The 23,641-nt window shown below is 47.9% G+C and carries 18 protein-coding genes; 5 read left to right on the top strand and 13 right to left on the bottom strand.

All coding sequences use genetic code 11. From position 1 onward, the window contains the following. Positions 1–229: 229 nt before the first annotated feature. The 3 genes from Mcas_RS03865 (at position 230) to Mcas_RS03855 (ending at position 5,310) form a co-directional block, all read left to right on the top strand. Positions 230–940 carry an MBL fold metallo-hydrolase gene (locus Mcas_RS03865; RefSeq protein WP_235203269.1) on the top strand — a complete coding sequence of 237 codons (711 nt, stop codon included), beginning with the start codon at positions 230–232 and terminating at the stop codon, positions 938–940. 138 nt (positions 941–1,078) lie between these two features. Beyond that, the gene (locus Mcas_RS16220; protein WP_052566829.1) at positions 1,079–4,186 is read left to right on the top strand and encodes a PAS domain S-box protein; all 3,108 of its coding nucleotides are present in this window, start codon (positions 1,079–1,081) and stop codon (positions 4,184–4,186) included. Positions 4,187–4,311: 125 nt separating this feature from the next. Continuing rightward, positions 4,312–5,310 (top strand): glycosyltransferase family 2 protein, encoded by a 999-nt coding sequence (locus Mcas_RS03855; protein WP_081853588.1) that lies wholly within the window; start codon positions 4,312–4,314, stop codon positions 5,308–5,310. A gap of 158 nt (positions 5,311–5,468) precedes the next feature. Here the strand turns inward: Mcas_RS03855 and Mcas_RS03850 are convergent, their stop codons facing one another. Genes Mcas_RS03850 through Mcas_RS03830 form a run of 5 tightly spaced genes read right to left on the bottom strand, consistent with a single transcriptional unit; the run spans position 5,469 to position 9,438 of the window. Continuing rightward, positions 5,469–6,203, bottom strand: a complete 735-nt coding sequence (locus Mcas_RS03850) for a hypothetical protein (protein ID WP_156033098.1) — start codon at positions 6,201–6,203, stop codon at positions 5,469–5,471. A gap of 49 nt (positions 6,204–6,252) precedes the next feature. After that, positions 6,253–6,645: a hypothetical protein gene (locus Mcas_RS03845; protein ID WP_040334156.1), complete on the bottom strand. Its 393-nt coding sequence runs from the start codon at positions 6,643–6,645 to the stop codon at positions 6,253–6,255. Then, a complete protein-coding gene (locus tag Mcas_RS03840; RefSeq protein WP_040334155.1) occupies positions 6,642–7,214 on the bottom strand; it encodes a VOC family protein in 573 nt (190 codons plus the stop codon). The genes Mcas_RS03845 and Mcas_RS03840 overlap by 4 nt, the downstream gene beginning before the upstream one ends. A gap of 17 nt (positions 7,215–7,231) precedes the next feature. Further along, positions 7,232–8,320, bottom strand: coding sequence for an HD domain-containing phosphohydrolase (locus Mcas_RS16215; RefSeq protein ID WP_052566828.1), 1,089 nt, complete (start codon positions 8,318–8,320; stop codon positions 7,232–7,234). Positions 8,321–8,352: 32 nt separating this feature from the next. Continuing rightward, positions 8,353–9,438: an HD domain-containing phosphohydrolase gene (locus Mcas_RS03830; protein ID WP_040334154.1), complete on the bottom strand. Its 1,086-nt coding sequence runs from the start codon at positions 9,436–9,438 to the stop codon at positions 8,353–8,355. Between the two features lie 107 nt (positions 9,439–9,545). Between Mcas_RS03830 and Mcas_RS03825 the strand changes: the two genes are divergently transcribed. Then, a complete protein-coding gene (locus Mcas_RS03825; RefSeq protein ID WP_040334153.1) occupies positions 9,546–10,646 on the top strand; it encodes a cysteine protease StiP family protein in 1,101 nt (366 codons plus the stop codon). 161 nt (positions 10,647–10,807) lie between these two features. Beyond that, complete coding sequence (gene rnr / locus Mcas_RS03820; RefSeq protein ID WP_040334203.1) at positions 10,808–12,898, top strand: ribonuclease R; 2,091 nt, start codon at positions 10,808–10,810, stop codon at positions 12,896–12,898. A 215-nt stretch (positions 12,899–13,113) separates the two neighbouring features. Here the strand turns inward: rnr and Mcas_RS18005 are convergent, their stop codons facing one another. The 8 genes from Mcas_RS18005 to Mcas_RS03780 all read right to left on the bottom strand — a co-directional run bounded on the left by Mcas_RS18005 (position 13,114) and on the right by Mcas_RS03780 (position 23,495). Next, entirely contained in the window at positions 13,114–13,365 is a 252-nt protein-coding gene (locus Mcas_RS18005) for a hypothetical protein (protein ID WP_156033096.1), read from the bottom strand. Positions 13,366–13,710: 345 nt separating this feature from the next. After that, complete coding sequence (locus Mcas_RS03815; protein ID WP_040334152.1) at positions 13,711–14,202, bottom strand: ferritin family protein; 492 nt, start codon at positions 14,200–14,202, stop codon at positions 13,711–13,713. A 282-nt stretch (positions 14,203–14,484) separates the two neighbouring features. Further along, positions 14,485–16,212, bottom strand: a complete 1,728-nt coding sequence (locus Mcas_RS03810) for a response regulator (protein ID WP_052566827.1) — start codon at positions 16,210–16,212, stop codon at positions 14,485–14,487. Then, positions 16,209–17,762, bottom strand: a complete 1,554-nt coding sequence (locus tag Mcas_RS03805; RefSeq protein ID WP_040334151.1) for a sensor histidine kinase, YfiR-like protein-associated — start codon at positions 17,760–17,762, stop codon at positions 16,209–16,211. The genes Mcas_RS03810 and Mcas_RS03805 overlap by 4 nt, the downstream gene beginning before the upstream one ends. A gap of 19 nt (positions 17,763–17,781) precedes the next feature. Then, positions 17,782–18,339 (bottom strand): YfiR family protein, encoded by a 558-nt coding sequence (locus Mcas_RS03800; RefSeq protein WP_052566826.1) that lies wholly within the window; start codon positions 18,337–18,339, stop codon positions 17,782–17,784. Positions 18,340–18,508: 169 nt separating this feature from the next. Next, entirely contained in the window at positions 18,509–20,560 is a 2,052-nt protein-coding gene (locus tag Mcas_RS03795; RefSeq protein ID WP_052566825.1) for a TonB-dependent receptor plug domain-containing protein, read from the bottom strand. 200 nt (positions 20,561–20,760) lie between these two features. Beyond that, positions 20,761–22,677, bottom strand: a complete 1,917-nt coding sequence (locus Mcas_RS17385; RefSeq protein ID WP_081853581.1) for a sensor histidine kinase — start codon at positions 22,675–22,677, stop codon at positions 20,761–20,763. Continuing rightward, positions 22,677–23,495, bottom strand: a complete 819-nt coding sequence (locus Mcas_RS03780) for a substrate-binding domain-containing protein (protein ID WP_040334149.1) — start codon at positions 23,493–23,495, stop codon at positions 22,677–22,679. The genes Mcas_RS17385 and Mcas_RS03780 overlap by 1 nt, the downstream gene beginning before the upstream one ends. Positions 23,496–23,641 lie beyond the last annotated feature (146 nt).

Below are 23,641 nucleotides of genomic sequence, written 5' to 3'. Positions count from 1 at the left end.
CTCCCTTTATGGGAGGGGTTAGGGGAGGGTGCTTTCCGTTATCTCCCTAATAGTATTATATCTGTCCGGACAATGGAGCAAGATAGTCAGCTATTTGAAGAAGGCAACCTGACGCCACCAAAAATTTATGCACCCCAACCAAATCCAGAAAGTGACATTGCCAAATAGTTTTTTGATGAAAGCCAATATATGGTATAATAATAAAATAAAAAATAAAAGGAGATTATCAATGATGAGAGCGATTAAATATGCAGTTGCAGCCCTGACAATCGTTTTGGGGTTGTCAATGGGTATGGTATCTGCGGAGGGAGGAGACAACATGTTAGAGAACATACATTGGCTTGGTCATGCGTCTTTCAGGATAACGGGGGAGAAGGTCATCTACGTAGACCCCTGGGAGATAAAAAATCCACTGCCGGCAGACGTGATCCTGATCACACACGAACACTTTGACCACTGCTCACCTGCCGACGTCCAAAAGTTGGTTGGCGCCAATACGGTAGTGGTGACAACCCCCGATTGTGCATCCAAACTCAAGGCAAAGGTCAGGACTGTCAAACCAGGTGAGGCGTTTACCGTGGCGGGGATAAAGATTGAAACCGTTGCCGCCTACAACACCAACAAACAATTTCATCCAAAGTCAAAGGAGTGGGTTGGTTATATCTTCAGTATCAACGGGATGCGCATATACAGCGCCGGAGACACTGACCACATACCGGAGATGAAAACCCTCAAAGACATCGACGTGGCGTTAGTGCCCGTTAGCGGCACATATGTCATGACGGCTGATGAGGCAGTCAACGCAGTCAAGGACATCAACCCCAAAGTGGCCGCTGTCCCTATGCACTACGGCAAGATAGTCGGCACAAAGGCAGATGCCCAACGGTTTGCACAAGGACTAAAGGGCGTGACCAACGTGGTCATCATGGACGCAGAGTAGCACAAAACAGAAAAAAAAGAAAGGGGTGGTTTGTGGCCGGGGCGGGTGCGACCCGCTGCGACCGGAAAGAAGTCCCCTTGACCCCGTAAAAAAATGCCGTGCGTAATGTTACAATATCAGGAGAGTTGTGCCTTTGCGATGAAAAAGCTGTTTCACCTGATCAAGTTTCGTATCGTATACGTAGCCATTATAGCAGTGGTGCCGATGTTGTTTGTGACGCTATATGCCAATGTAAAAGAGCGTTCTCTGGCCATTTCAGAGGCAAACGGCAACATCAGTGCTATGACCGTGCTGGTCAGTGCAACCATCGGGGGCTATATAGACCAGATCAGAGCCACGCTTGTTACCATCAGCCACATGCCCGAGGTACAACAGACCAACGCCCCTGATTGCCAGAAAGAACTGCATTTTCTGCTTAAGGGACTGCCCTACCTTGACGGCATCGGCGTGGCGGATATCAATGGCACGGTGTGGTGCACAACACTGCCACTGAGACGGGAAAAGATAAACGTTCTCAACAATAAGTTCTTCAGGAAGGTCACGGAGGTCAGGGGTTTCATAGCAGGTGACTTTGCCGTTGAACGCTCAACGGGCAAACCCGTCATGCACATGGCATATCCGCTGCGCAATAACGAAAAACGCCTTATCGGAGTAACCTATGCGATATTTAACCTCCACACCTTAAGAGAACTTATATCCCGTGTCAACTTCCCCGGGGGCTACACCATCACCCTGCTCAACGCCACCGGTGTAGTGGTTGCCCATCACCCCGACAGCGACAAGTGGGTCGGGACAACCATCACCGAAGGCCAACTGCAAGGGGCCATAGCCGAACACAATGGCGTTGAATTCACAGATACAAACGGGCCTGACAACATCAACCGCCACTATGGTTTCGCCTCTCTCTACAGCATGGGTAACGCCATTGGTCTGTATGCCGGTGTTGGTCAGTCCCCAGAGGACATCTTTGCCGATGCACGCCGCAGGCTCAGGGGTAACCTCGTGGGGATTGTGTTGACGTTTGTCTTTGTTATAGTGGCCGGGTGGGGTGGCATATATATGTTTGTCATTGGGCAGGTCTATCGCCTTGTGGGTGTTGTCAGACGGATGGCAGGTGGAGACCTGACTGTACGGAGCGGTTTTGCCTGGAGGGAGTCAGAGTTGGGGCTTCTGGCCGCCGGCATTGATGACCTGGGAAGCTCACTGTACAAGAAAAAAGAGGATACCGAAGATACCCTCAGTCAACTGCGTGGCTCCAGGGAGCGTTATAGCACGCTGGTATCCAACATCCCCGGGGCAGTGTACAGACGCCTGGCCGATGCCAACTGGACAATGGAGTTTCTTGGCTCTGCCATTGAGGACGTCTGCGGATACCCTGCCGGGGCATTCCTCTTTAACAAGGAGCGTCCATTTGCCGGTATCGTACACCCCGCTGACCGGGAAAACGCTGAAAGAGCACTGCTTCAGGCCATCAAGGACAAACGCCCCTATGACCTGACATATCGCATTGTCGATGCCCACAGCTCCACGCGCTGGCTCAATGACAGGGGGGCAGGGGTCTATGACGCCCAGGGCAGGATCATCCACCTTGATGGCGTCATTGTTGACGATACGATGAGACGACATGCCGAAGAGGCCCTTCTCAAGCTCAACAGGGCACTGCGGACCTTTGGCAGTTGTTCGCAGGCACTCGTCCGAGCCACTGATGAGTTGCAGTTGCTGATGAGGATATGCAAGACCATCGTTACGGAGGGAGGTTTTCCGGTCGTCTGGGTCGGTTATGCCATCGAGGAGGATGGCGTTAAGGTAGTACGTCCTGTAGCCTGCGGCGGTGATGACAAGGACTACCTGGCGCAGATCAGGGTCAGGTGGGACGACTCCGACCTTGGCAGCGGCCCCGTCGGAAGTGCAATAAAGACCGCAAACCCATGTGTCGTGGAGGATATCGAGGCTGACGACGGCTTTGCCCCCTGGCGTCGGGCAGCCCGACGATTTGGGTTTCGTTCCCTGGTGTGTCTGCCCCTGATAGAGGGCAATATAGCCTTTGGCGCCCTCACCGTATACTCCAGGGAGAGGTCTGCATTTGACACGCAAGAGCTCGATCTCCTTGTAAAGCTGGCCGGTGAACTGGCCTACGGTATCGTCACGCTGAGAACCAGGGTGCAACGGTGGAAGGCCGAAGAGATGATCCAAAGGATCAGTAACCACCACATGACCGTCTTAAGTGCAGCGGGCGAGGGCATTGTGGGACTGGATGGCAGCGGGTGCATCACCTTTGCCAACCCCGCCGCTGCAAAGATGCTCAACTGGCAGGAGGATGAGTTGGTGGGGATGCCCATAGGTGCCATCACCCCGCTGACGGGATTTATGAAGGACGCTATCTACAGTTGCCTTGACGAGGTGTTTCACAGAAGAGATGGCAGCGTCTTTGCCGTTGAATACGTCAGCACGCCCATTGAGGAAAAGGGTCAGACCACGGGTGCCGTGCTGGTCTTTAGGGATGTCACGTTGCGCAGGGAGTTGGAGGAGAAGCAAAAGCAGCATGAACAGTTGCTCGTACAACAATCAAAGCTCGCCGCCATGGGTGAGATGATCGGCAACATTGCCCACCAGTGGAGGCAGCCCCTGAGTGTTGTCAGTGGAGTCCTGTTAAACATCCAGGACGCCTATGAGTTTGGCGACCTCAACGCAAAGTATCTCGCCGACAAGGTACGTCAGGCAAATCAGAGCCTTGAGTTTATGTCCGTCACCATTGACGACTTCCGCAACTTCTTCAAGCCGGACAAGGAAAAAACCGAGTTTGATATCAGAGAGGCCGTACACAAGACCGTCTCTATTGTCGGGGCCAGTCTCCGGGACAACTTCATCGACCTTCACCTGCATCTTGAGGAAGGCCTGTTGGTCAATGGGTATTCCAATGAGTTTTCGCAGGTCCTGCTGAACATCGTCACCAACGCCAAGGACTTCCTCCTGTTGCGTGCCATCAGGGGGCCTTTCATCGACATCAAGGCCTACCGACACAGCACAAAGGCCGTAGTCGTAGTCGCAGACAACGCCGGGGGCATCAACGAGGAGATCATCGACAAGGTCTTCGACCCCTACTTTACCACCAAGGAACAGGGCAAAGGAACAGGGATCGGGTTGTACATGTCAAAGATGATCATCGAGGGACACATGGGGGGCCTGTTGACCGCACGGAATGTAGAACATGGGGCCGAATTCTGCATACTGCTAAATGCCTGCTGAACAAAAAAAGGGGCGACTCTGACTTGACTAACAGTTGTGCATATGTTTAAAATAAAGGTAGAATCGGTCGAGCAGTGTAGCTGCTTAAAATGACAGATGCGGGGGGACTCCCCACGTGGTGTAAAATGGAAAAAAAGCTATTAAGCGTTGTTGTTCCATGTTTTAACGAAGAGCCGGTCATTGGTGCGACCAACACCAGGGTTATGGCGCTGTTGACCGGGTTTGTGGAAAGGAACCTGATAACCGACTTTGAGATACTGTATGTAAACGACGGTTCCTCAGATGGCACGCTGGATATGCTGAAGGAGCTTGCATCGAAGGAAAGACGCATAAAGGTCATCTCCCTCAGCGGCAACTTTGGTCATCAGGCGGCATTGACGGCGGGGCTTTATAATGCTTCCGGCGATATAACCGTCTCCCTCGACGCAGACCTCCAGGACCCGCCGGAGGTCATAGAGGCCATGATCGAAAAACACAACAGCGGCTGTGACATCGTCTATGGGGTGCGCAGCAGTCGAGAGCAGGACTCGTTTTTTAAGCGGTTTACGGCGCAGTTCTTTTACCGGCTCATGGCATTTATGGGGGTCAACATCGTGTACAACCATGCCGACTTCAGACTCATCTCCAGGGCCGTCATCAGCGAATTCAAGAAGTACGGTGAGACAAACAGGTTTTTGCGTGGCATATTCCCGTCCATGGGGTTCAGGCAGGGGATGGTCGAGTATGCGCGTGACAAGCGATTTGCCGGAACGACGAAGTATCCCCTCAGAAAGATGCTCATGTTTGCCGTTGAAGGCATCACCTCCTTTAGCAACTTTCCGTTGAGATTGTCTTTTTTCCTGGGATTTATCAACTTCATAGCGGCTCTGATTCTGGTGGGCTGGACGCTGGTGACCAAGTTCAAGGGGGCTGCAATCCCCGGGTGGGCATCCACGGTGTTGCCGTTGTACCTGTTTGGTGGCATCCAGTTAATGTTCATAGGGATACTCAGTGAGTACGTGGGAAAGATTTACATGGAGGTCAAGCGACGCCCAATCTTCATCATAAAGGAAACGTATAATCTCAGCCGACCGAAAAAGACCTTTACCCACCGACCAAACGTACAGCAGAAAAAAACTGTCTGAGCTTCCGCATTTGGTAAACATAATAAGTAAGTGAGCATAAGTAGCTATAACAAGCAGGAAGTGGTCAAGGGGGCTGGCCCCCTTGCGGGGTGGGGCTGAGGGAGGGGCGGAGCCGCCTCCCTTCTTTACTTTTCTCAGCTGCGCCTCAGTTGTAACTCTTAAAAGCGTGTGACAAGTATGCCGATAAAGGGCATCGTTGCGATGTAGTGCTCAAGGGACACCTTCCTGACGCCGTTTAAGCCGGAAGGACGACCAGTGGAGCGATTACCCGTGTCTTTGGTGCCGCTTGCGTGCAGGAGATAGACGTCGCTGTTGTCTCTCTTTATGATGCCGAGGTGTCCGATGATTTCGCCTTCGATACGTCTGCCGGGGGCCTTGACGAAGTAGACGATATCGCCGCTTTGTAGCTTGGACATCCCGTCTCTGATACCCCGTGGGGGGAGTATCGCAACGGTGCTTATGCCCCTGGCACCCTTGATATCGATGGTCTGGCCGATGTCTGCCGTAACGTCTCTTCCCCACTTACCACTGAGTATCATGTCCATCCCGTACCGGAAGCGGTCCTCGTAGTTGGAGACGTTGCCGTTGAGATCGATGCTCCCCCGGTGCTTGAACCTCTTGTCAAGGGCAATGGCTGCGGAGTCTTGCGGCGTGTGACCAAGGGCAAGCTCCACGCTGCGGAAGGCGTGATACATACAGTCAACCCGGTCATCGAAGACGATAGCGTTGTTGCTGACGTATGCCCCAAGCGGATCGGGGTCGTAGGGGGTGCCGGTAAACTGCTCCGCCCAGAAGGCGATCCGCCATCCGATGGCTTGTCCCTGTATCCGTTGTTGGGTCTTCAGCACCGCCTCGTCAGAAAATGCCAGGACCGTCGTAAAATTCAGAAGCACGAGCAAAACCGCCTGCAAACACACAAAAGAGCCATAAACCGGCAAATTTTTACCTGACCTCAAAAGTAAAGCGCACAACACGCTGTGGCTGGCCACGAACCTCAAACACGAAGAACACGTCCCACGAGGCTGCTGTGTTGAAAATCAGGTTCCCCGTGTAGAGACTGCCGGACTTGACAAAAGATGCCATCTGCCCCATGTTGCCGGAAATCGCATAGGTCACCCCGACATCGACGTCATCAACGTCCCTGCCTGTGGGGGCTTTAAGCTCAAAGGTTACCTCGTTTTTGCCTACGACGGGTGACTGGCCACTGGAGGTCTTCATCCTCACCCTGTAGCCATCAACCTTCTCCGTAAGCACAAACACGGCACCATCGGCCAACGCAAAACACAACAACAGAAACCACACGTTTAAAAGGGCTACTACCTTTGGCATTGTCATCGCTCCAGAAACCTCCTCAGTTCTCCCGGATATACCCTCCGCTGGTCAAATGATGTGGGGGAGTCTGAATCGGGCCAAAACGGCTGAGGCTGTGCGCCTTCCCTTGCCACCGGAGAGGGCAGCGGGTCTTTCATGCCCATGGCCGCAATCATGTCGATCCCCTTGAGACGGTAACAGAGTTCCACCGCAATGCCGTTAGGGTCGAAGGTGAAGATGGAGTGTATGAAGCCGTTGTCAATCACCTCGGAGACCCATATGTCAGCCGCATCCAGTTTGTCCTTGATCAGCCACAGTTCGTCATCGTCTGTGACCTCAAGGCAGATGTGGTCAAAGGCTATGCTGCCTGCCCGGGGACGTCCCGCGTCCTTTTCCTCCAGGGGCTGCACACCCGGCCACTGGAAAAACGAAACAAGACAACTGTCGTTAATGGCAAAGAAATACTGCTTGACATTATTATCCGCCATCCCACCAACAAGCTCAATGCCCAGCAGGTCACGCCAGAACCGGATCGTCTTGTCCATATCCCCCGTGACCAAGGCTATATGGTTTATTGCCGTATAAACTGCCATCGCACCAATGCCTCCGGCTAACCTATTTTAAACTCTGAGAGCACGGCAGCGGCGAATTCCTCAATAAGCTCGGGGTCGAGATGCCCTGCAGGTGTGTGGAGCATCTTTAATGCCTCAGCCGCCGGGTAGGTTGGTCTGTAGACGTTTTTGGTAGTCAGGGCGGCATAGGCCTCCACTATGGCCGCCATTTTGGCATGGATGCTTATCTCATCGCCCCTGAGACCACGCGGATAACCACTGCCATCGAGCTTTTCGTGATGCCCCCAGGATATATTTCTCACGATCTCCGGCACCTCGCTGAGTCCGTCCAATATATCCATCGTATAACCCACGTGAGACTTGATGTTCTTATACTCGTCCGGATCGAGCTTGTCGGGCTTAAACAACAACGCCGTGGGGAGCAGGACGCTACCCAGATCGTGCATCAACCCCCCAACCGCCATCTGCTGACACTCCTGTTCGCTGAATCCCTTCAAGCCACCAAACCAGTACATATATACCGCTACAAGCAGGGAATGTAAAAACATCGTGGTGTTGTAGCCATCCACCGTTCCAACAATATCCCCCACGCCATCACGCTTTATCGTAAATTCCAGGACATCAACGGCGCTCACTATGTCCTCATAGGGCAACGTGGTCTTTTGCTTTATTGCATCCACCGTCCTGTCGATGGTTGCCTTTATCAGACGCAAGGCTGTTTCCTGTTCCGGTTTGAGTTTTTTCCACTGTTGTTCGATTTCCGTGTTGTCCCAACTGACCATTTTGGCAAGCAAGGTGCCTATCTTAAGCGGTTTCAAGACATAGTCGTGTGCCCCGATCCGTATGGCGTTGATGACGTCCTCCCTGGTTGCACGCGCCGTAACTACAAACGTAATGATGTGTTTGAGGTCTTTGTATGAGCGAATCTCCCGAAGTGCCTCAGCTCCGCCCTTTGTGGGCAAATCGAGGTCTAATATCAATACATCAGGGATATGCAGAAGCGCCTTGTTTATGGCATTTTTGGTGTTTGACGCCGTATGTACCTCGTATCCCAGCTTTTCCAACTGAGAGCCGATTTGCACTTTTGTGGTCTCATCGTTGTCTGCAATCAGTACCTTTTTGGGCATAACCTTATTTTACAATCTTAATATTTGTCGGTTTACTTAAAGCCTTTAAGCAGGCCCTGTTCGAATTCCTTTATGAGTGCGGGGTCGAGGTGACCTGGCGGCTCGTAGAGCATTTTCAGTGCATCATCGGATGCGTAGGTGTCCCTGTAGACGTTTTTAGTTGTCAGTGCGGCATAGCTCTCCACAACGGCCATCATTCTGGCGTAGATGCTTATGTCATCGCCCTTGAGGCCGCGCGGATAACCGGTGCCGTCGATCTTTTCGTGATGACTCCAGCATATACTCCGCACTATATCCGGCACCTCGGTGACGGTATCCAGGACATCCATTGTATAGTTTACGTGTGTCTTGATATTTACATATTCCTCGGGGTCGAGTTTTCCGGGCTTAAACAGGAGATCGATTGGGATTAATGCACTGCCAAAGTCGTGCAGTAAACCACCCAGTGCCATCTGCTTACAGTCCTGATCGTTAAATCCCCTTAGTCTGGCAAACCAATACATGTAGACCGCAACAAGCAGGGAGTGCAGAAACAACGTGTTGTTGTAACCATTGACCGCTCCGACAACGTCAGTTATGCCGTCTTCCTTGAGCGTATCACACAGTATTTCGATGGCATTTACGATGTCATCATAGGGCAGGGGGGTCTTCTGTCTGATTGAATCCACAGACCTTTCGATGGTTACCTTTAAGAGGCGCAGTGCGTTTTCATGTTCGGGTTTAAGTTGTTTCCAGTGTTCTTCCATTTCCGTGTTTGCCCAACTGACCAGCTTGGCAAGCAGGGTACCGATCTTGAGGGGCTTTAGGGTATAGTCGTTGGCGCCCATTCTGATGGCTTTGATGACATCTTCCTTACCGGCACGTTTTGTGACTACAATGGCAAGGATGTCCTTGAGGTCTTTGTATGAGCGTATTTCTCTGAGCATTTCGCCAACACCTCCCTTGCCGGGCAGGTCTATGTCCATCAGCAGTATCTCCGGAGCATATTGAACTGCCTTGCTGATAGCAGCATTACTGCTTGAGGCGCAGTAGACCTCATAGTCTAGTTTCTTCAGGTGAAGGCTGACCAGCTTTCTCGTTGCCTCGTCGTTGTCTACAATGAGGACTCTTTTTCCCATAGGAATCATTGTACAATAGTGTTGATTAAATAATCAAGGGGGCGAATTGTTCTTGTTCCAAAAATTTACCGCAGGCAATTAATGTAACGGATATGCTAATATAGCTCTTGAGCCTTACACTTAAACAAACGGGTGACCAGACCTTCCATGGCAGTTACCTGCAAGACGATGTGGTTTTTCTCCTTAAGCCCGTCGAAATGGCAGTTGTAGACCTCCAAACTAAGGAGAGGCTGCTGCGCTCTGGCGCCCGACACTATAGCGAGATGATATCACGGGAGTCATTGCCGGGGCAAAGGTACCTCGATATTTTTTTCCAGGCGGTGAGCGACAACAGACGCCGGATGGCCGCAGAGATACTCGCACTGGCCAGGTACACAAGCCGCAAGGACAGGTTTGTCATTGTTTCTCTTGCCAGGGCCGGTACCCCCCTTGGTGTCTTGCTGAAAAGAACGCTGCGGGAAATCTTTGACAGGGACGTTGCCCACTACGCCATCTCCATCATCAGGGACAGGGGGATAGACGAAAATGCCCTGCGATACATACTCTGCACACATGCAGGGGCAGAGATTGTCTTTGTTGATGGCTGGACGGGAAAGGGTGCCATATCAGGGGAACTCAGGCACGCAGTTGAGGGGTTTAACTTGCGACATGGTACCAACATCAGTGCCGATCTACATGTGTTGGCCGACCTCTCCGGCACGGCAGCGGTGGCCTGTTGCAGGGATGACTATCTGATTGCCTTTTCGCTGTTGAACTCCACGATATCCGGTCTGGTAAGCCGCTCCATCCTAAACGGCGATTTCATAGGGGCCGGGGACTTTCATGGGTGCATGTTCTATGAGGAGTTCAGGGAGGCAGACCTCTCACTGTGGTTTATAGACAACATCATGGCAACCATCAGGGAGACGCCATCAGCGGATATCGGGATGCCACTGTTGTCCGATAATGGCAGGGCAGAGGCGGCTGCACGCAGCAGGGTGTTTATAAAAAAGGTCATGAACACCTATAACGTAGACGACATAAACCACATAAAGCCCGGAATCGGTGAGACCACACGCGCACTGCTCCGGAGAATCCCCAGACTGATCCTGGTGAGGTCCGTGGATATGCCCGATATCTCACACATACTCATGCTGGCCACTGAACGGGGCGTAGAGGTTGAGGCTGTTGCCGATATGCCCTACAACGCAACGGCTGTTATTGCATAAGAGACACATCAATGCGCTCCACGCCGGATACGAATTTTACTTGTAAAAACGATGCGAAATTGATTAATATAAAATATATGTTTGACTATATCCCTTTTGAAAATAAAAGTAACAATGAGAAACGCTATGAAGCTCTTGACAAGGTGGTCTGCTAGGCCCATATGATCAGCAGAGAATCCCTCAGCGCATACATAAAATCCAGAAAAAAGCCGGTGTCCTTCAGGGTCATGTCCAAGGAGTTTTGCACTACCAAGAAGGAGTCCAGCTCGCTAAAGAAGATGCTCCGGCAGATGGTCAGAGATGGCGACATAGCCGTTACCCCCGGCGGACTGTATGACAAGAAACATGAGAGCGCCATTGCCACGGGATATTTTGAGGCCAACAGGGAGGGCTATGGCTTTGTGGTACTGGAGACACCCGGAGAGCGTGACGTCTTCATCCCGCAGCGAAAGACGATGGGAGCAATGGATGCCGACAGGGTCATTGCCGTGATTGAGAATCCCCTCAGGAGGGATGGCCGGATCGTCAAGATATTGCAGCGTGCCCATGCAAACGTTGTTGGCAGACTGATGTGCAACAAAGGCAGGTATTACGTACAGCCAAAGAAACGCTCCATCCCCTTTACAATAGACATTCCCAAGCTCAAGAAGGACAAGGTCAAAGAGGGGGATACGGTCATTGTTGAGATCAAGCAGTACGACTCCGACGATGCCCCCGCCGTGGGTAAGATATTGAAGGTGCTTGAGGTGGCCGACGCACCCGTCTCCGAAATAGACTCAATCGTGGAAGAGTTTGGTTTGCCCAAGAGGTTTGCTGCGACGGTTTCGGAGGAGGCCAGGCAACTGCCTCACCACATCACGCCGGATATCATTGCACAGAGGCACGACCTGCGAATCCTCAACACGGTGACCATCGACGGCGAAAAGGCAAAGGACTTTGACGACGCCATATCGATTGTCAAGACCCCTGACGGTTACAGACTCTACGTCCACATTGCCGACGTGTCGCACTTTGTCCCCTGGGAGTCCAACATAGACGTGGAGGCCAGGCGGCGGGGCACAAGCGTGTATCTCCCCGACAGGGTGATCCCGATGCTGCCCAAGCGCCTGTCTGAGGAGCTGTGCAGTCTCAGACCCAAAAGAGACAGGTTGGCATTCACGGTTGAGATGGCCTTTACCGCTGAGGGACAGTGCACAGGCGTTTCATGCTACACCTCCGTCATCAACAGCAACGAGCGGATGACATACACGGACGTCTCACGGATGCTCAACGATGGCGATAAGGCGCTCAGGCAGCGTTATAGCTATCTCCTGGGCGACTTTGAGCTTATGGAGGAACTCTGTGCGGCCCTGCGGCGGCGCAGGATGAAGCGAGGCAGTCTGGACTTCGACCTGCCCGAACCGGAGGTCATCATTGACATCCTGGGCAACCTTGAGGGGATCGTGAGTGTCAGACGCAATCCCGCCCATATGCTCATTGAGGAGTTTATGATAGCGGCAAACGAGGCCGTGGCCAGGCGTATAGCCGATGCCGGTGTCCCGTCGCTCTACAGGATACATGAGGAGCCTGACCAGCGCAAGATGATTGATATCATCAAGGTAGCCCGGCATTTGATCAGTGTAGGCAAACAGCGGTTGAGTCCGCGTGACATGCCACGGTTGATCGGCAAGGCTTGTGGTGGGCCATACGAGGAGCTTATAAACTACCTCGTACTGAGGAGTCTCAAGCAGGCGCGGTATTCGGTGACGAACGTGGGGCACTTTGGGTTGGCATCGGAGTGCTACACACACTTTACGTCGCCCATCCGGCGGTATCCCGACCTTGTGGTGCATAGGGTCTTGCGGGACGTTATAGCCAACAAACGCCTCTCTGACAAAAAGCTGAAGGCATTTGAGGCCGCCCTTGGCGACATAGCGTTTCATTCGTCGGCCCGTGAGCGGATTGCCGATGACGTTGAGCGCGAGACGCTCAAGGCCCTTCGTGCGTGGCTGATGAAGGGAATGGTTGGCAAAACCCTTGAGGGCAGTATCGTTGGCGTCAACGCCGGTGGATTGAAGGTGAGGCTCAATGACTACTTCGTTGACGGCTTTCTGGACATCTCGGCGATGATTGGTGATAGTTACGTCTATGACGAGGCCGATCTGTCGATAAAGGGCATCCGGACAAAGAAGCGCTTCTTCTTTGGCGGCAAGCTATCCGTGCGGATCAGCGGCGTAGACATGCAAGAACGTGAAGTCTTTTTCGCCATGTGAAGGTGCTTTCACAAAGGGAGGCAAAGTTACCCACTTGAAATGAAAAGGAACCGAAATAAAGAGGTACAGGAAAGGGGGGGGCGAGCCGCCCCGGGCACGAAGAAGCCCCCTCGACCTCTCATTATTCTTAATCCTAAGTAAACATAATTGAAAAGATTTAAAACACGAGAGCGTCCCTTTTCGTGAACGTGCTCTAAAATTTATCCAATTTTTCTTCAATCAACTTGTCTACTCTGTCTATCTTTTTCTCTGTCAGGAAGGCGACCACTATGAACGTTATCAGGAGTATTATATCTACTATCCATCTTAGTTCCATGTCTGTTTTCCTCCAATATCTTTAATAATGTGCCCATTAATTTCTCATTTTGTTTTTCAAGTCTGGACACATGCTTGAAGTGAAGCAAGATCAACAGTATTACAATCACCGGGACAAGTCCTACCTCTTTTACGGCATCCACTATCTGCATGAAGTCCATATCTCATTATACCACAGATGCTATTTTTATTAAAACCATTGGAGGTTGTAATCACGGTAAATTTACTTTGTCGTATATAGCACGTTTCGATTGGGTTAAATACAACAAACGTGGCATTTTTACGGGGTCAAGGGGTCAGCGACCCCCGGCATAAAAGGGGTCAGCGACCCCCGGCATAAAAGGGGTCAGCGCCCCCCCGCATAAAAGGGGACTGCTCCCCCCCGCATAAAAGGGGACTGCTCCCCTTGACCCCATTATTTCACACTACATTATAATGCCTGAAAAACCCTGTGTCATTTCAGTATAGCCACCATGAGAGATTAAGCAGATACGTGTTTACCTGCCTGCAGCCTTGGAGAGTTTTTCCTTGAGGTCGCTCAAGGTGACAATGTGGCTTTTTTCCTCTTTGATTATCTCATCGAGTACGTGTCGGTCTTTGTTGTCTTTGATGGCGTCGGCCATGCCGTAGAAGTACAGGAGGGTTTCTTTTTCAAAGGCGATGGCCAGGCCCAGGGCGGCATTGGGGTCTTGTATGTTTTGCATGTGCGGGACGGCCTTGTTGGCCCCCATGAAAAAGGCAGATTCCACATACGACCTCATGTACTGAGATACCTCCGGCCAGTTCTCCAGTTGCTCCTGCTGCAGGGACTCCTTGAGCTTTGTGAATCTGGCGGCGTGAGCAACCTCGTTTTGGGCGAGGTTGTTAAAGAGGGCGTGTAACTCATCGTTTTTTTTAAACTTCTGTGCAAGTTCGCTGTAGTATGAGAAGCCGAGTTTCTCCGTTCTGAGCGCCATCTCTATGATCTCGTGGATTGAGACGTTTTCCATTATGTATACCTCCTCAGTATCCTGACACTGTCAGTTCAGGGTTCATGTTAATTCATCATGTCCATTAATATATTACCATACATTTCATATAAAAATCGTATCTTCTTTATATTTCAGGGTAACTACGTTTTTACGCTTTCTGGATTCCTGTTTACACAGGAATGACACACTTAGGAAAAGGCTATTATTGTCATTCCAGCGAAAGCTGGAATCCATGTCTTTAAACCACAAAAATAATTTTACCATGCTTTTTTAAGAGGATACGGCAAAACTTTCCGGTGTTTACTCTCTATGGGTATATTTCTTGATGATTTTAATCAACTCGTTGGAATTAATCGGTTTCGTAATATAGTCGTCCATTCCCGCCTCTATACAACGCTCCCTGTCTCCTTTTAGTGCATGAGCGGTCATTGCAATAATAGGAATATGACGGGTGCTTTCAGAGGACTTTATTATTTTTGTTGTTTCAAAACCATCCATTCCCGGCATTTGCACGTCCATAAGAATCAAATCAAACATTAACTCGGAAACCAGCTCAACAGCCTTTTCACCATCCACTGCCTCCGTTACGGTATAGCCGTGCTGTTTTAATATCCCTCCGGCAACCATCCGGTTTACTATGTTATCCTCAACAAGCAGGATGCGACACGAGGTCTCTGTAACCTGAGGCGCTTGAGGTTTTGGCAGCATCCCGTCTGTTTTTTCAGGGTGCCTGGAAAGCACCTTCATGTTATTATATACGGACGTCTCCGGAGTGTTGTCACTCAGGCCAAAGCCGACGGTAAAATGAAAGGTGCTGCCCTTACCCTCGGTGCTTTGCAGCCACATTCTGCCACCCATAAGCGCAACCAACTGTTTTGCTATGGTAAGGCCCAGACCGGTACCACCATATTTTCTTGTCGTTGAGTCGTCTGCCTGTGAGAAACTCTCAAATATTTGGTTAAACTTGGATGCAGGTATCCCTATGCCGCTATCTGTTACCGCAAAATGCAGCAAGGCCGATTTATCATCCGTATTATCCGGCTGCAGTTGCACCTCCACCAATATCTCACCCGTTACGGTAAACTTTATCGCATTGCCCACTAAGTTAAAAAGTATCTGCCCAAGTCTGGCCGGGTCGCCTTTGAGTTTCAGAGGTACCCCAGGCTTTATGTGGCTTGAGAGTTTCAGTCCTTTCTTGTGTGCCTGAACTGCAAGTGGAGCACATATGTTTTCCACTAATTGCCTAAGGTCAAACTCCGTCTCCTCAAGCTCCAGCTTACCAGCCTCAATCTTTGAAAGGTCCAGGATGCCGTTTATGAGCACTAAAAGGGCATTGGCTGAGTTAAGCACTGCTTCGAGGTACTCCCTTTGCTGTTGCTGTAATTGCGTATCCAGGACAAGTTCCGTCAATCCGATAATGGCATTCATAGGGGTGCGAATTTCATGACTCATATTGGCAAGAAATTGGCTCTTGGCAGAGTTGGCAGCAATGGATGCCTCTTTTTCCATGATTGCTTTTTCAAGGCTTCTTTTTGTGTTCTCTATGGTTATAATGTCATTGTATGTCCTTAAGGACAAGATCATTGCTATGTTAAACTTGTCTATTGTTAATTCGGTTTTTTCTATGTAATCATTGATATCGTAATTAACAATGACGTCCTGTTTTGGGGCCTGTCCGGGTTGACCTGTCCTTAGAATAATCCGTACAAGATTGTTCTTCAACTCTTCTCTGACATATTTCGTGGTATGTAGTCCGGAATGACTGTCTTCCATCACGACGTCTAAAAGCATAACGGCAGTATCAGGATTTTCAGCAATGAGATGTTTTGCCTCACCGCCGGAGTAGGCGCTTAAAAAATCCAGAGACTTGCCTTCATAGGCAAAATTACTCAACGCAAATCTCGTCATTGTATGCACTTCCGGCTCATCGTCTACTATCATTACCTTCCACCTCTGGGCCGTCTCTGAAAAACTGCTTACCCTGCCCTCCTGATAGAAGAAGCTGTCGTCATCATTATGGTCAATCATGCCCTCTCCAGTTCACTAACAGGGAAAGTGATTATAAATCTTGTTCCCTCTCCCTCAATACTGTTACATTCGATACGTCCACCAAAGGTCTGTGTCACTATGTTATACACAATATGTAATCCAAGTCCGGTGCCGCCTGACCCTCGCCGTGTTGTAAAAAAAGGCTCAAACACCCTCTTTAGATTCTCTGCAGACATACCTTTGCCATCATCTATATATTCTACAACAATTTCTCTTTCTTTGTCTATGACCTCAATTGTGATATTGCCTTTGTCGTCAGGCTCATAGGCATGTATGAGAGAGTTCAGCAGGAGGTTTGTTATTATCTGTGCTAATGCTCCGGGATAACTATCCATCTCCACGTCTTCCGGACATTTTATTTCAATAGTATGAGGGTAATCCTTAAGTTTTGGCTTAAGGGTCATCAGTATTTCCTCTAAATACTTTTTTATCTTAAATTTTCGCCTGTCCTGTGTTAACTGATCTGTAGATACCATTTTGAACCTTTTAATTAAATCGGCAGAGCGAAGCAGGTTTGTTAATATACCGGAACTACCCTCTCCCACCTCGTTAATGTATTGCTCAAGTTGCAGTTTATTAAGAGATTTATTGTTGAATGCAGCCATTATATCACCTGTTGTTTTAACAATAGCCGAGGATAGCGTTATTGCAATGCCTACAGGCGTGTTTATTTCATGTGCCACACCGGCTACCAACTGCCCAAGTGATGCCATCTTTTCAGATTGAATCAGGTGTTTTTGGCTTTGTTTTAATTCATCAAGTGTCTTGTATAATTGGGATGTACGGGTGGCTATCGTTTGCTCAAGGTTTTCCCGATGCAGTGCAAGATCGGCATCGCGTTTCTGGATTTGCAACAGCATCTCATTAAATTTTTCGCCCAAAAGGCCAAATTCATCCTGATTCTGAATATCGACCCGCGCCGAATAATCTTTGCTCTCTGAAATCGCTAACATTACATGGGTCATTTCGGACAGGGGTTTTGTGATGATCTTCTGTAGGCGCGACATTATCAGGAAGGCCGTGGCAATAGATAGCATCGTAACTATGAGGATCGTAACCACATACCACTTGATTCGGTGATATATCTCCCTGATGTCAGACTTCATGTAAAGCGTGCCGACGATTTCGTTGTCAAGCATGATTCGATGAAAAACATCCAGATGATTCAATCCCATATGATAGTCATACTGTCTGATCTGGTGATGGGAACAGTCCATCCCCGATACATCGCGATTGTATAGTGCCAGAACCTTGTCGTCACGATTATAAAGGACAGCACAAGTAACATGTGGGGCGGATTTCAGTGAATACAGGGTCTCCTCAGCCGTTTTTGGGTCGTTAAACGTCAGGGAGGCCGTGGTGTTTGTGCCAATAGTCTCCACCATTACGCCGATTCTTTCAATCAATGACTGCCGGAAGACGATTATTTCGGTTGCAATCAACAGGGTGCCAGCCAGTAACAAGGCAATACAGACTGCCAACATGCTGATTTTCATCAGCTTCTGCCTGATAGACTGTTTTGCATTCATACTCATTTCCTCTTTCTCTTTACTCTGCAGAGGGTGCGATGATTTTCCCCATTTTCAGGAGATTTGAACTGATTTTCAGTCCGGCTGTTTGTGCCGCTTCTATATTTATTTCAAACCTTATCTTGTCGTTTTCAAGATAAAAATTGACCATAACGCCCCTGCTTGCGAAGGATTGTGTATCGCCTACGGTCAGAACAGGCAGTCTGGATATGCCCCTGAGGATATTTGGGAGACGGTCTTTCTCCGATCTCGAAATAAAAAGGATGCCGGTATCTTTGATGTCGGCAGGTGAATTGATAATTTTGACCACAATTGTCTTACCGTGTATCGATTTGTCCCTCATTGCATCACGAAAGTTTTTGAAAGGATTGTCTCCGATGATATATATAGTCAGGGTTGAGACAGTACCAAGAGAGTTATCCGGCCATTCGATAAATTTTGCCAGATTATAGATAGCAAACGCTTTGACTTCATACTCGTCGAATTCCCGCTCCGCTGCCGGCACAGGCAGAGCAACAAGCGTTGATATAACCAGCAGGAGTATCAAGCCGACTGCATACTTACTGCAAAAACCCATTTCCCGTCTCTCTGGTTTCGTTAAGCAGAAGAGCATAAGTAGCTATGACAACAGAAGATAAAGAAGGAGGGCGGCTCCGCCCCCTCCTCAGACCTCCCCCGCAAGGGGACCAGTCCCCTTGACCCCATTATTCTTAACCCTAATGTTCTAAACATTTATACTCCGTTATTTAGAACTTGCAGGTCACTTTTAATCTGAAATATATGCCGTCCTGTTCGATAGCACTCTGCAAATGTTCATATGACGCAGGGTCTGAGTATTTTTTATTAAACAGATTGTAAACACTCATGGATGCCTCCATTGCTTTAATATAATTTGCAGACGATAACGTAAAATTGGTCAGAAAAAAAGAACTGGCTGATGAACCGTCCAGTAGCTTTCGATCGCTAGTGTATTGTTCTTCGATAGCAGCAAATATCTTGTTTTTGACTATGGGAACCATCATCTTTGCCTTAATCAGGTGTGTCGGAGAATTGACCACGGTCTGATTGGCCAGTGCGTTTTTGGTTTGTTGGTAGGTATAGCCAATTGTCCCTTCAATCCCATTGTCCCATACTTTCTCTAATTGCAGTTCAACTCCTTTTGTTATAAGCCTTTCAACATTATTATATACTAGAAGGCCATCTGCAGGGTCTGTTTCCATCGTAATAAGGTCTTTGATATCGTTGTAAAATAACGAGGCTTCTACAAGAAATCCCTGTCCCAAAGATTGACCAAGAAAAAGTTCATATGTCTTTATTAATTCCGGTTGTAGATTTGGATTGGCTTTTTGTGTTACATTGCCATCATTGTAATAAAGTTCACTGGGGATTGGGGCACGAAATGCCTTACCATAAAGGAGCTTAATAGTTGTTTGTTCAAGAGGATTGTATATAAGTGCTACCCGTGGGTTTATAGTACTTCCAAAAGTAGTATATTTATCATAGCGTAAGCCAAAATTCAATATCAGATTCTTGAATATCCTGAATTCATCTTGTGCATAGAGCGCCCAGTTTTGAGAATTTTTTTTGACACCAAAAGTTACATTATATGACGGATCATCATATTTGAGCATATCCTGACGGATGTTATTCTCAAATTCTACACCTGAAATAATACTATGTCCTGTAAACATTCTTGTCATGAATCGTACATCGCCGCCTGCACGCTGACCAACATCAAGCTCTTTATTTGCTATCCCTGAATACATATACGTGCCTCTGTACCGATAGTCATCGTAATATATATTTGACGTGATTTTTGACAGATCGTCAATTTTATACTCATATTCCAGGTTAATATAACCCACTGTATCAATGGATTTGGATTCAGGATTGTTGACGTCAGTTCCCCATGAGGCAGTAGGAATTTTCTTTTCCCTTGAACTATAAGCACCCTGTAACTTGAAACCATTTATTGAAATTGTGGAAAAAACATTGTGATACTTATCCCCATCAGCATTTCTGACAATTCCATTATTAGTATCAGGACCATCAAACTCTTTATAATACAGTGAACTGCGTCCCTTGCTGTTATAGTTTGAACCTGAAACAAGAACGTCTAGTCCATTGTCAAATTTCTTGCCATAGCTCAAACGCTCCTTGTAAGTGCCAAATCCACCAGCCTCACCAGAGACCTCCATACCCTTAATATCGTCTCCTCTTTTCATTATGACATTGATAACACCCATAAAGGCATTTGCACCGTATATCGAAGAGCTTGGCCCGCGTATGACCTCGACCCTGTCTATGAGGTCCACGTCAACGGGGAATTCCGTTCCGATAAAGGCGGTATTGAAGATACTATCATTGATCCGATGTCCATCCACCAAAAGCAGGAAACGACTGTTATAATCACCCGGCCTGGAGAAACCCCGCATGCTCAGAAACTCATAATTACGGTCGTAGCGCGTATAGAACCCCCTAACACTACGCAGGATATCGGCCAAGGTGCGGTACCCATAGCGTTTGATGTCGTCTGCAGTTACAATGCTCACTGACGCAGGCGCATCCTTCACCGGCTGTTCATATTTCGATGCCCCCTCAACGGTGACTACCTTTACGTCCATTAGTTCTTCCAGGCTGAGATTTTCTAAATCTTTAGTTACATTATCACCCTTTTCTGCTGCATGGGCAAGGCTGAAAGTAAGCGGGCAGAACGCAATCAGGACGCTGCCAAATACAAATATTCCTATCAAATAAAGCCGGACCCTAATCAGAACACAACTAAAGGTATCTGTCATAAGCGCATTCTCCAATTTTAGTGACTTGATGCTCTATGCTCCAAGCCAACTGTCCTATAAGTACCTGCCCATAATTAATTATATACAAAAGAAGAAAGAAAGGGGCGGCTCCGCCCCCCTTCAGAACCCCCTGCAAGGGGAGGGGTGAGCCACCCCTGGCACGAAGAAGTCCCCTTGACCCCATTATTTCACAATATCAATCATGCTGTCTCCAATGCCATAACAGGGAAAGTGATTATAAATCGTGTTCCATCTCCCTCAATACTTCTACACTCGATATGTCCACCAAAGGTCTGTGTCACTATATTATACACAATATGCAAACCAAGACCGGTGCCGCCCGTCCCTCGCCGCGTTGTAAAAAAAGGCTCAAATATCCTCTTTAGATTCTCTGCAGACATACCTTTACCATCATCACTGTATTGTACAACAACTTCTCTTTCTTTCTCTATGACCTCAATTATTATATTGCCCTTGTCATCAGGGTCATAGGCATGTATAAGTGAATTCAGCAGGAGGTTTGTTATTATCTGTGCTAACGCCCCGGGATAACTATCCATCTCCACGTCTTCTGAACATTTGATTTCAATCTTATGACAATATCCCTTCAGCTTTGGCTTAAGGCTCATCAGTATTTCCTCTAAATACTCTTTTACCTTAAATTTGCGCCTATCCTGTGTCAACTGGTCAGTAGATACCATTTTGAACCTTTTAATTAAATCGGCAGCGCGAAGAAGGTTTGTTAATACAACGGAACTACCCTCTCCCACCTTGGTAATGTATTGCTCAAGTTGCATCTTATTAAGAGACTTATTGTTGAAGGCAGCCATTATATCTCCGGTTGTTTTGACAATAGCCGAGGACAGCGTTATGCCAATGCCTACAGGCGTGTTTATTTCATGTGCCACACCGGCTACCAACTGTCCAAGCAAGGCCATCTTTTCTGCGTGCACAAGTTGAGCCTGGCTTTGTTTGAGATATTCATTGGTAGTCTCCAATTCCTCAAGATGCATGTCGCGGGCCTGTTGAGCTTTTTCCAACTCCATCAGCATATTATTAAACGACCTTGCTAAAACACCGATCTCGTCTTTTGAACGAATGTCGGTTATTCGCGAATAATTCCCCCCCCCTACCATATCTGTAAACGCAATAAATCTCTTAAGCGGATTGACGATGTTGTTTGTTATGTTGTTTGTTATAAACGTAAAAATAACTCCACTGATAATTAACACTATAGTTAATATACCAAAGGTGATATATTTAACTTTATTTGCCTCTGCTATGAACTCTGAATAGGGCATCACTACTACTAATAACCATTTGACCTCTTCGATTGCAATAGAAACCACAATGCTGTCAATTCCTAAAACAAATGCCCTGTTTGGATCTTTTGCTAACGATGCGGGTTTTATGATTAAATCATTGCTATTAATCGCATTGTCAATTAATTTGCCTATAGTCTTGTGCTTACTGTCGGGATATATGATCTTGTTTTCATTGTTTAATAGCAGGAAAAAACCGGTCTCTCCTACTTCTACATCTGACAGGACATCTGTGATATCGTAAAGGGGTACACTGCCCTTTATAAATCCAACGATTTTATCACCAAAAAAACTATATTTTGGCATAATAAAAGTCAATGTAGGTTTACCAAGCTCGGTACTGTTTTGCATGTCCGGGATAATAACCTTGCCTGGTTCTGTCATTATTTTTTTGAACATGGAGGAATCCCTTATGTCGTTGTCGCCTCTATGTACTGTTCCGTTTACAACCTTTACCTCCTCCACCTCAGAGCCGGCAGTATTTATATAACTTAACACGGGAAATTCTCTTGAAAATCTGGCAAGATATTGTACAAGGACAGGTTCCTGATATCTCTGTATATAAAAATCCACTTCCCTGCCCTCCAATATCCGTTGCAACAGGGATGTTTTATTGGCGATACCCTCAAGTATCCGAAACCTCATCATGTTAGCCATAAATTGCAGGTGCTTCACCTCGTCAACATTAACGTGGGTTGAGATAAAATAAACCCCGCTTGCCCCTATTGCTATCCCTACGAATAAAACCACGCCAAAATGAGATATCAGTATTTTGCTTTTTAGTGATAAGATCATTATTGTGTTTTAGCCGGGACAGTTCCGTTTTTAATTATAATTGTCTGAGCTTCTTTAGTAAAAAGAAAATCCATGAAATCTCTTGCAAGGCCGGTAAGTTCCCCTTTCCATACAAGTCCAAATGGCGACATTAATTTATAACTGCCGTTTTGAACATCCTTGACTGAAGGATAGATACCGTCTACTTTCAAGACTGTCAAGCCGGAGTTTAATACCATGGAAATGTGCACATATCCAATGGTGTTCTTATATTGTTTTAATATATCAACAGATTCAGGCGTGGTGTATACTGTTTTGCCGGCAAGTTTTTTTATATCCTTAAAACCGGCCATGTTTTGCTCCAACACATCCCTTCCCGAGTCTCCCTCTTGTCTGTTAACGACATATATCTGTTGCCCCTGACCGCCCAATTCCTCCCATGAGGTAATTTTTCCTGAGAATATGTCTATAATTTGCTCCGTGCTAAGATTATCAGGTTTTTTGTTGTCGAGGTTTGCTATAAAAACAACGGGGCTATATGCAAATTCCTTGTAGTTGAGGTTGTACGCTTTCTCCTTGTCTCTCAATTTACGTGCCGTTCTTCCCATTACGCACTTTCCCTCGGCTGTAAGTTTTATACCGCCAGTGGTGCCAACACTATCGGGTATCTCAATTTTTGTACCACGGTGGCTTTTTTCGTATGCCTTTGCCAAAACCCTCAGCAAATCCTGACTATCACCCGTTCCCTCTATTACGAGCGTTTCAACGCCCAAACAGCGAGTGCTTATCCCCGATATTATTGCCAATGACAAAAAGATACTTAGCAGCGTCTGTTTCATGACTCCTCCTTTATTAGTTTTATACGTCAGAACCTCTTGCAAAACTTCCAGACTAATCCTTGTTATCTTGAATTATACGTTTGTACTTTTCATCTTTAGCTTTTACGATAACATAAACGCAAAATGTTGTCAATCGCCAAGTTTAT

It is taken from the genome of Candidatus Magnetobacterium casense, from assembly GCF_000714715.1.
GTDB lineage: Bacteria > Nitrospirota > Thermodesulfovibrionia > Thermodesulfovibrionales > Magnetobacteriaceae > Magnetobacterium > Magnetobacterium casense.
This window is presented reverse-complemented; position numbering and strand designations above follow the sequence as displayed.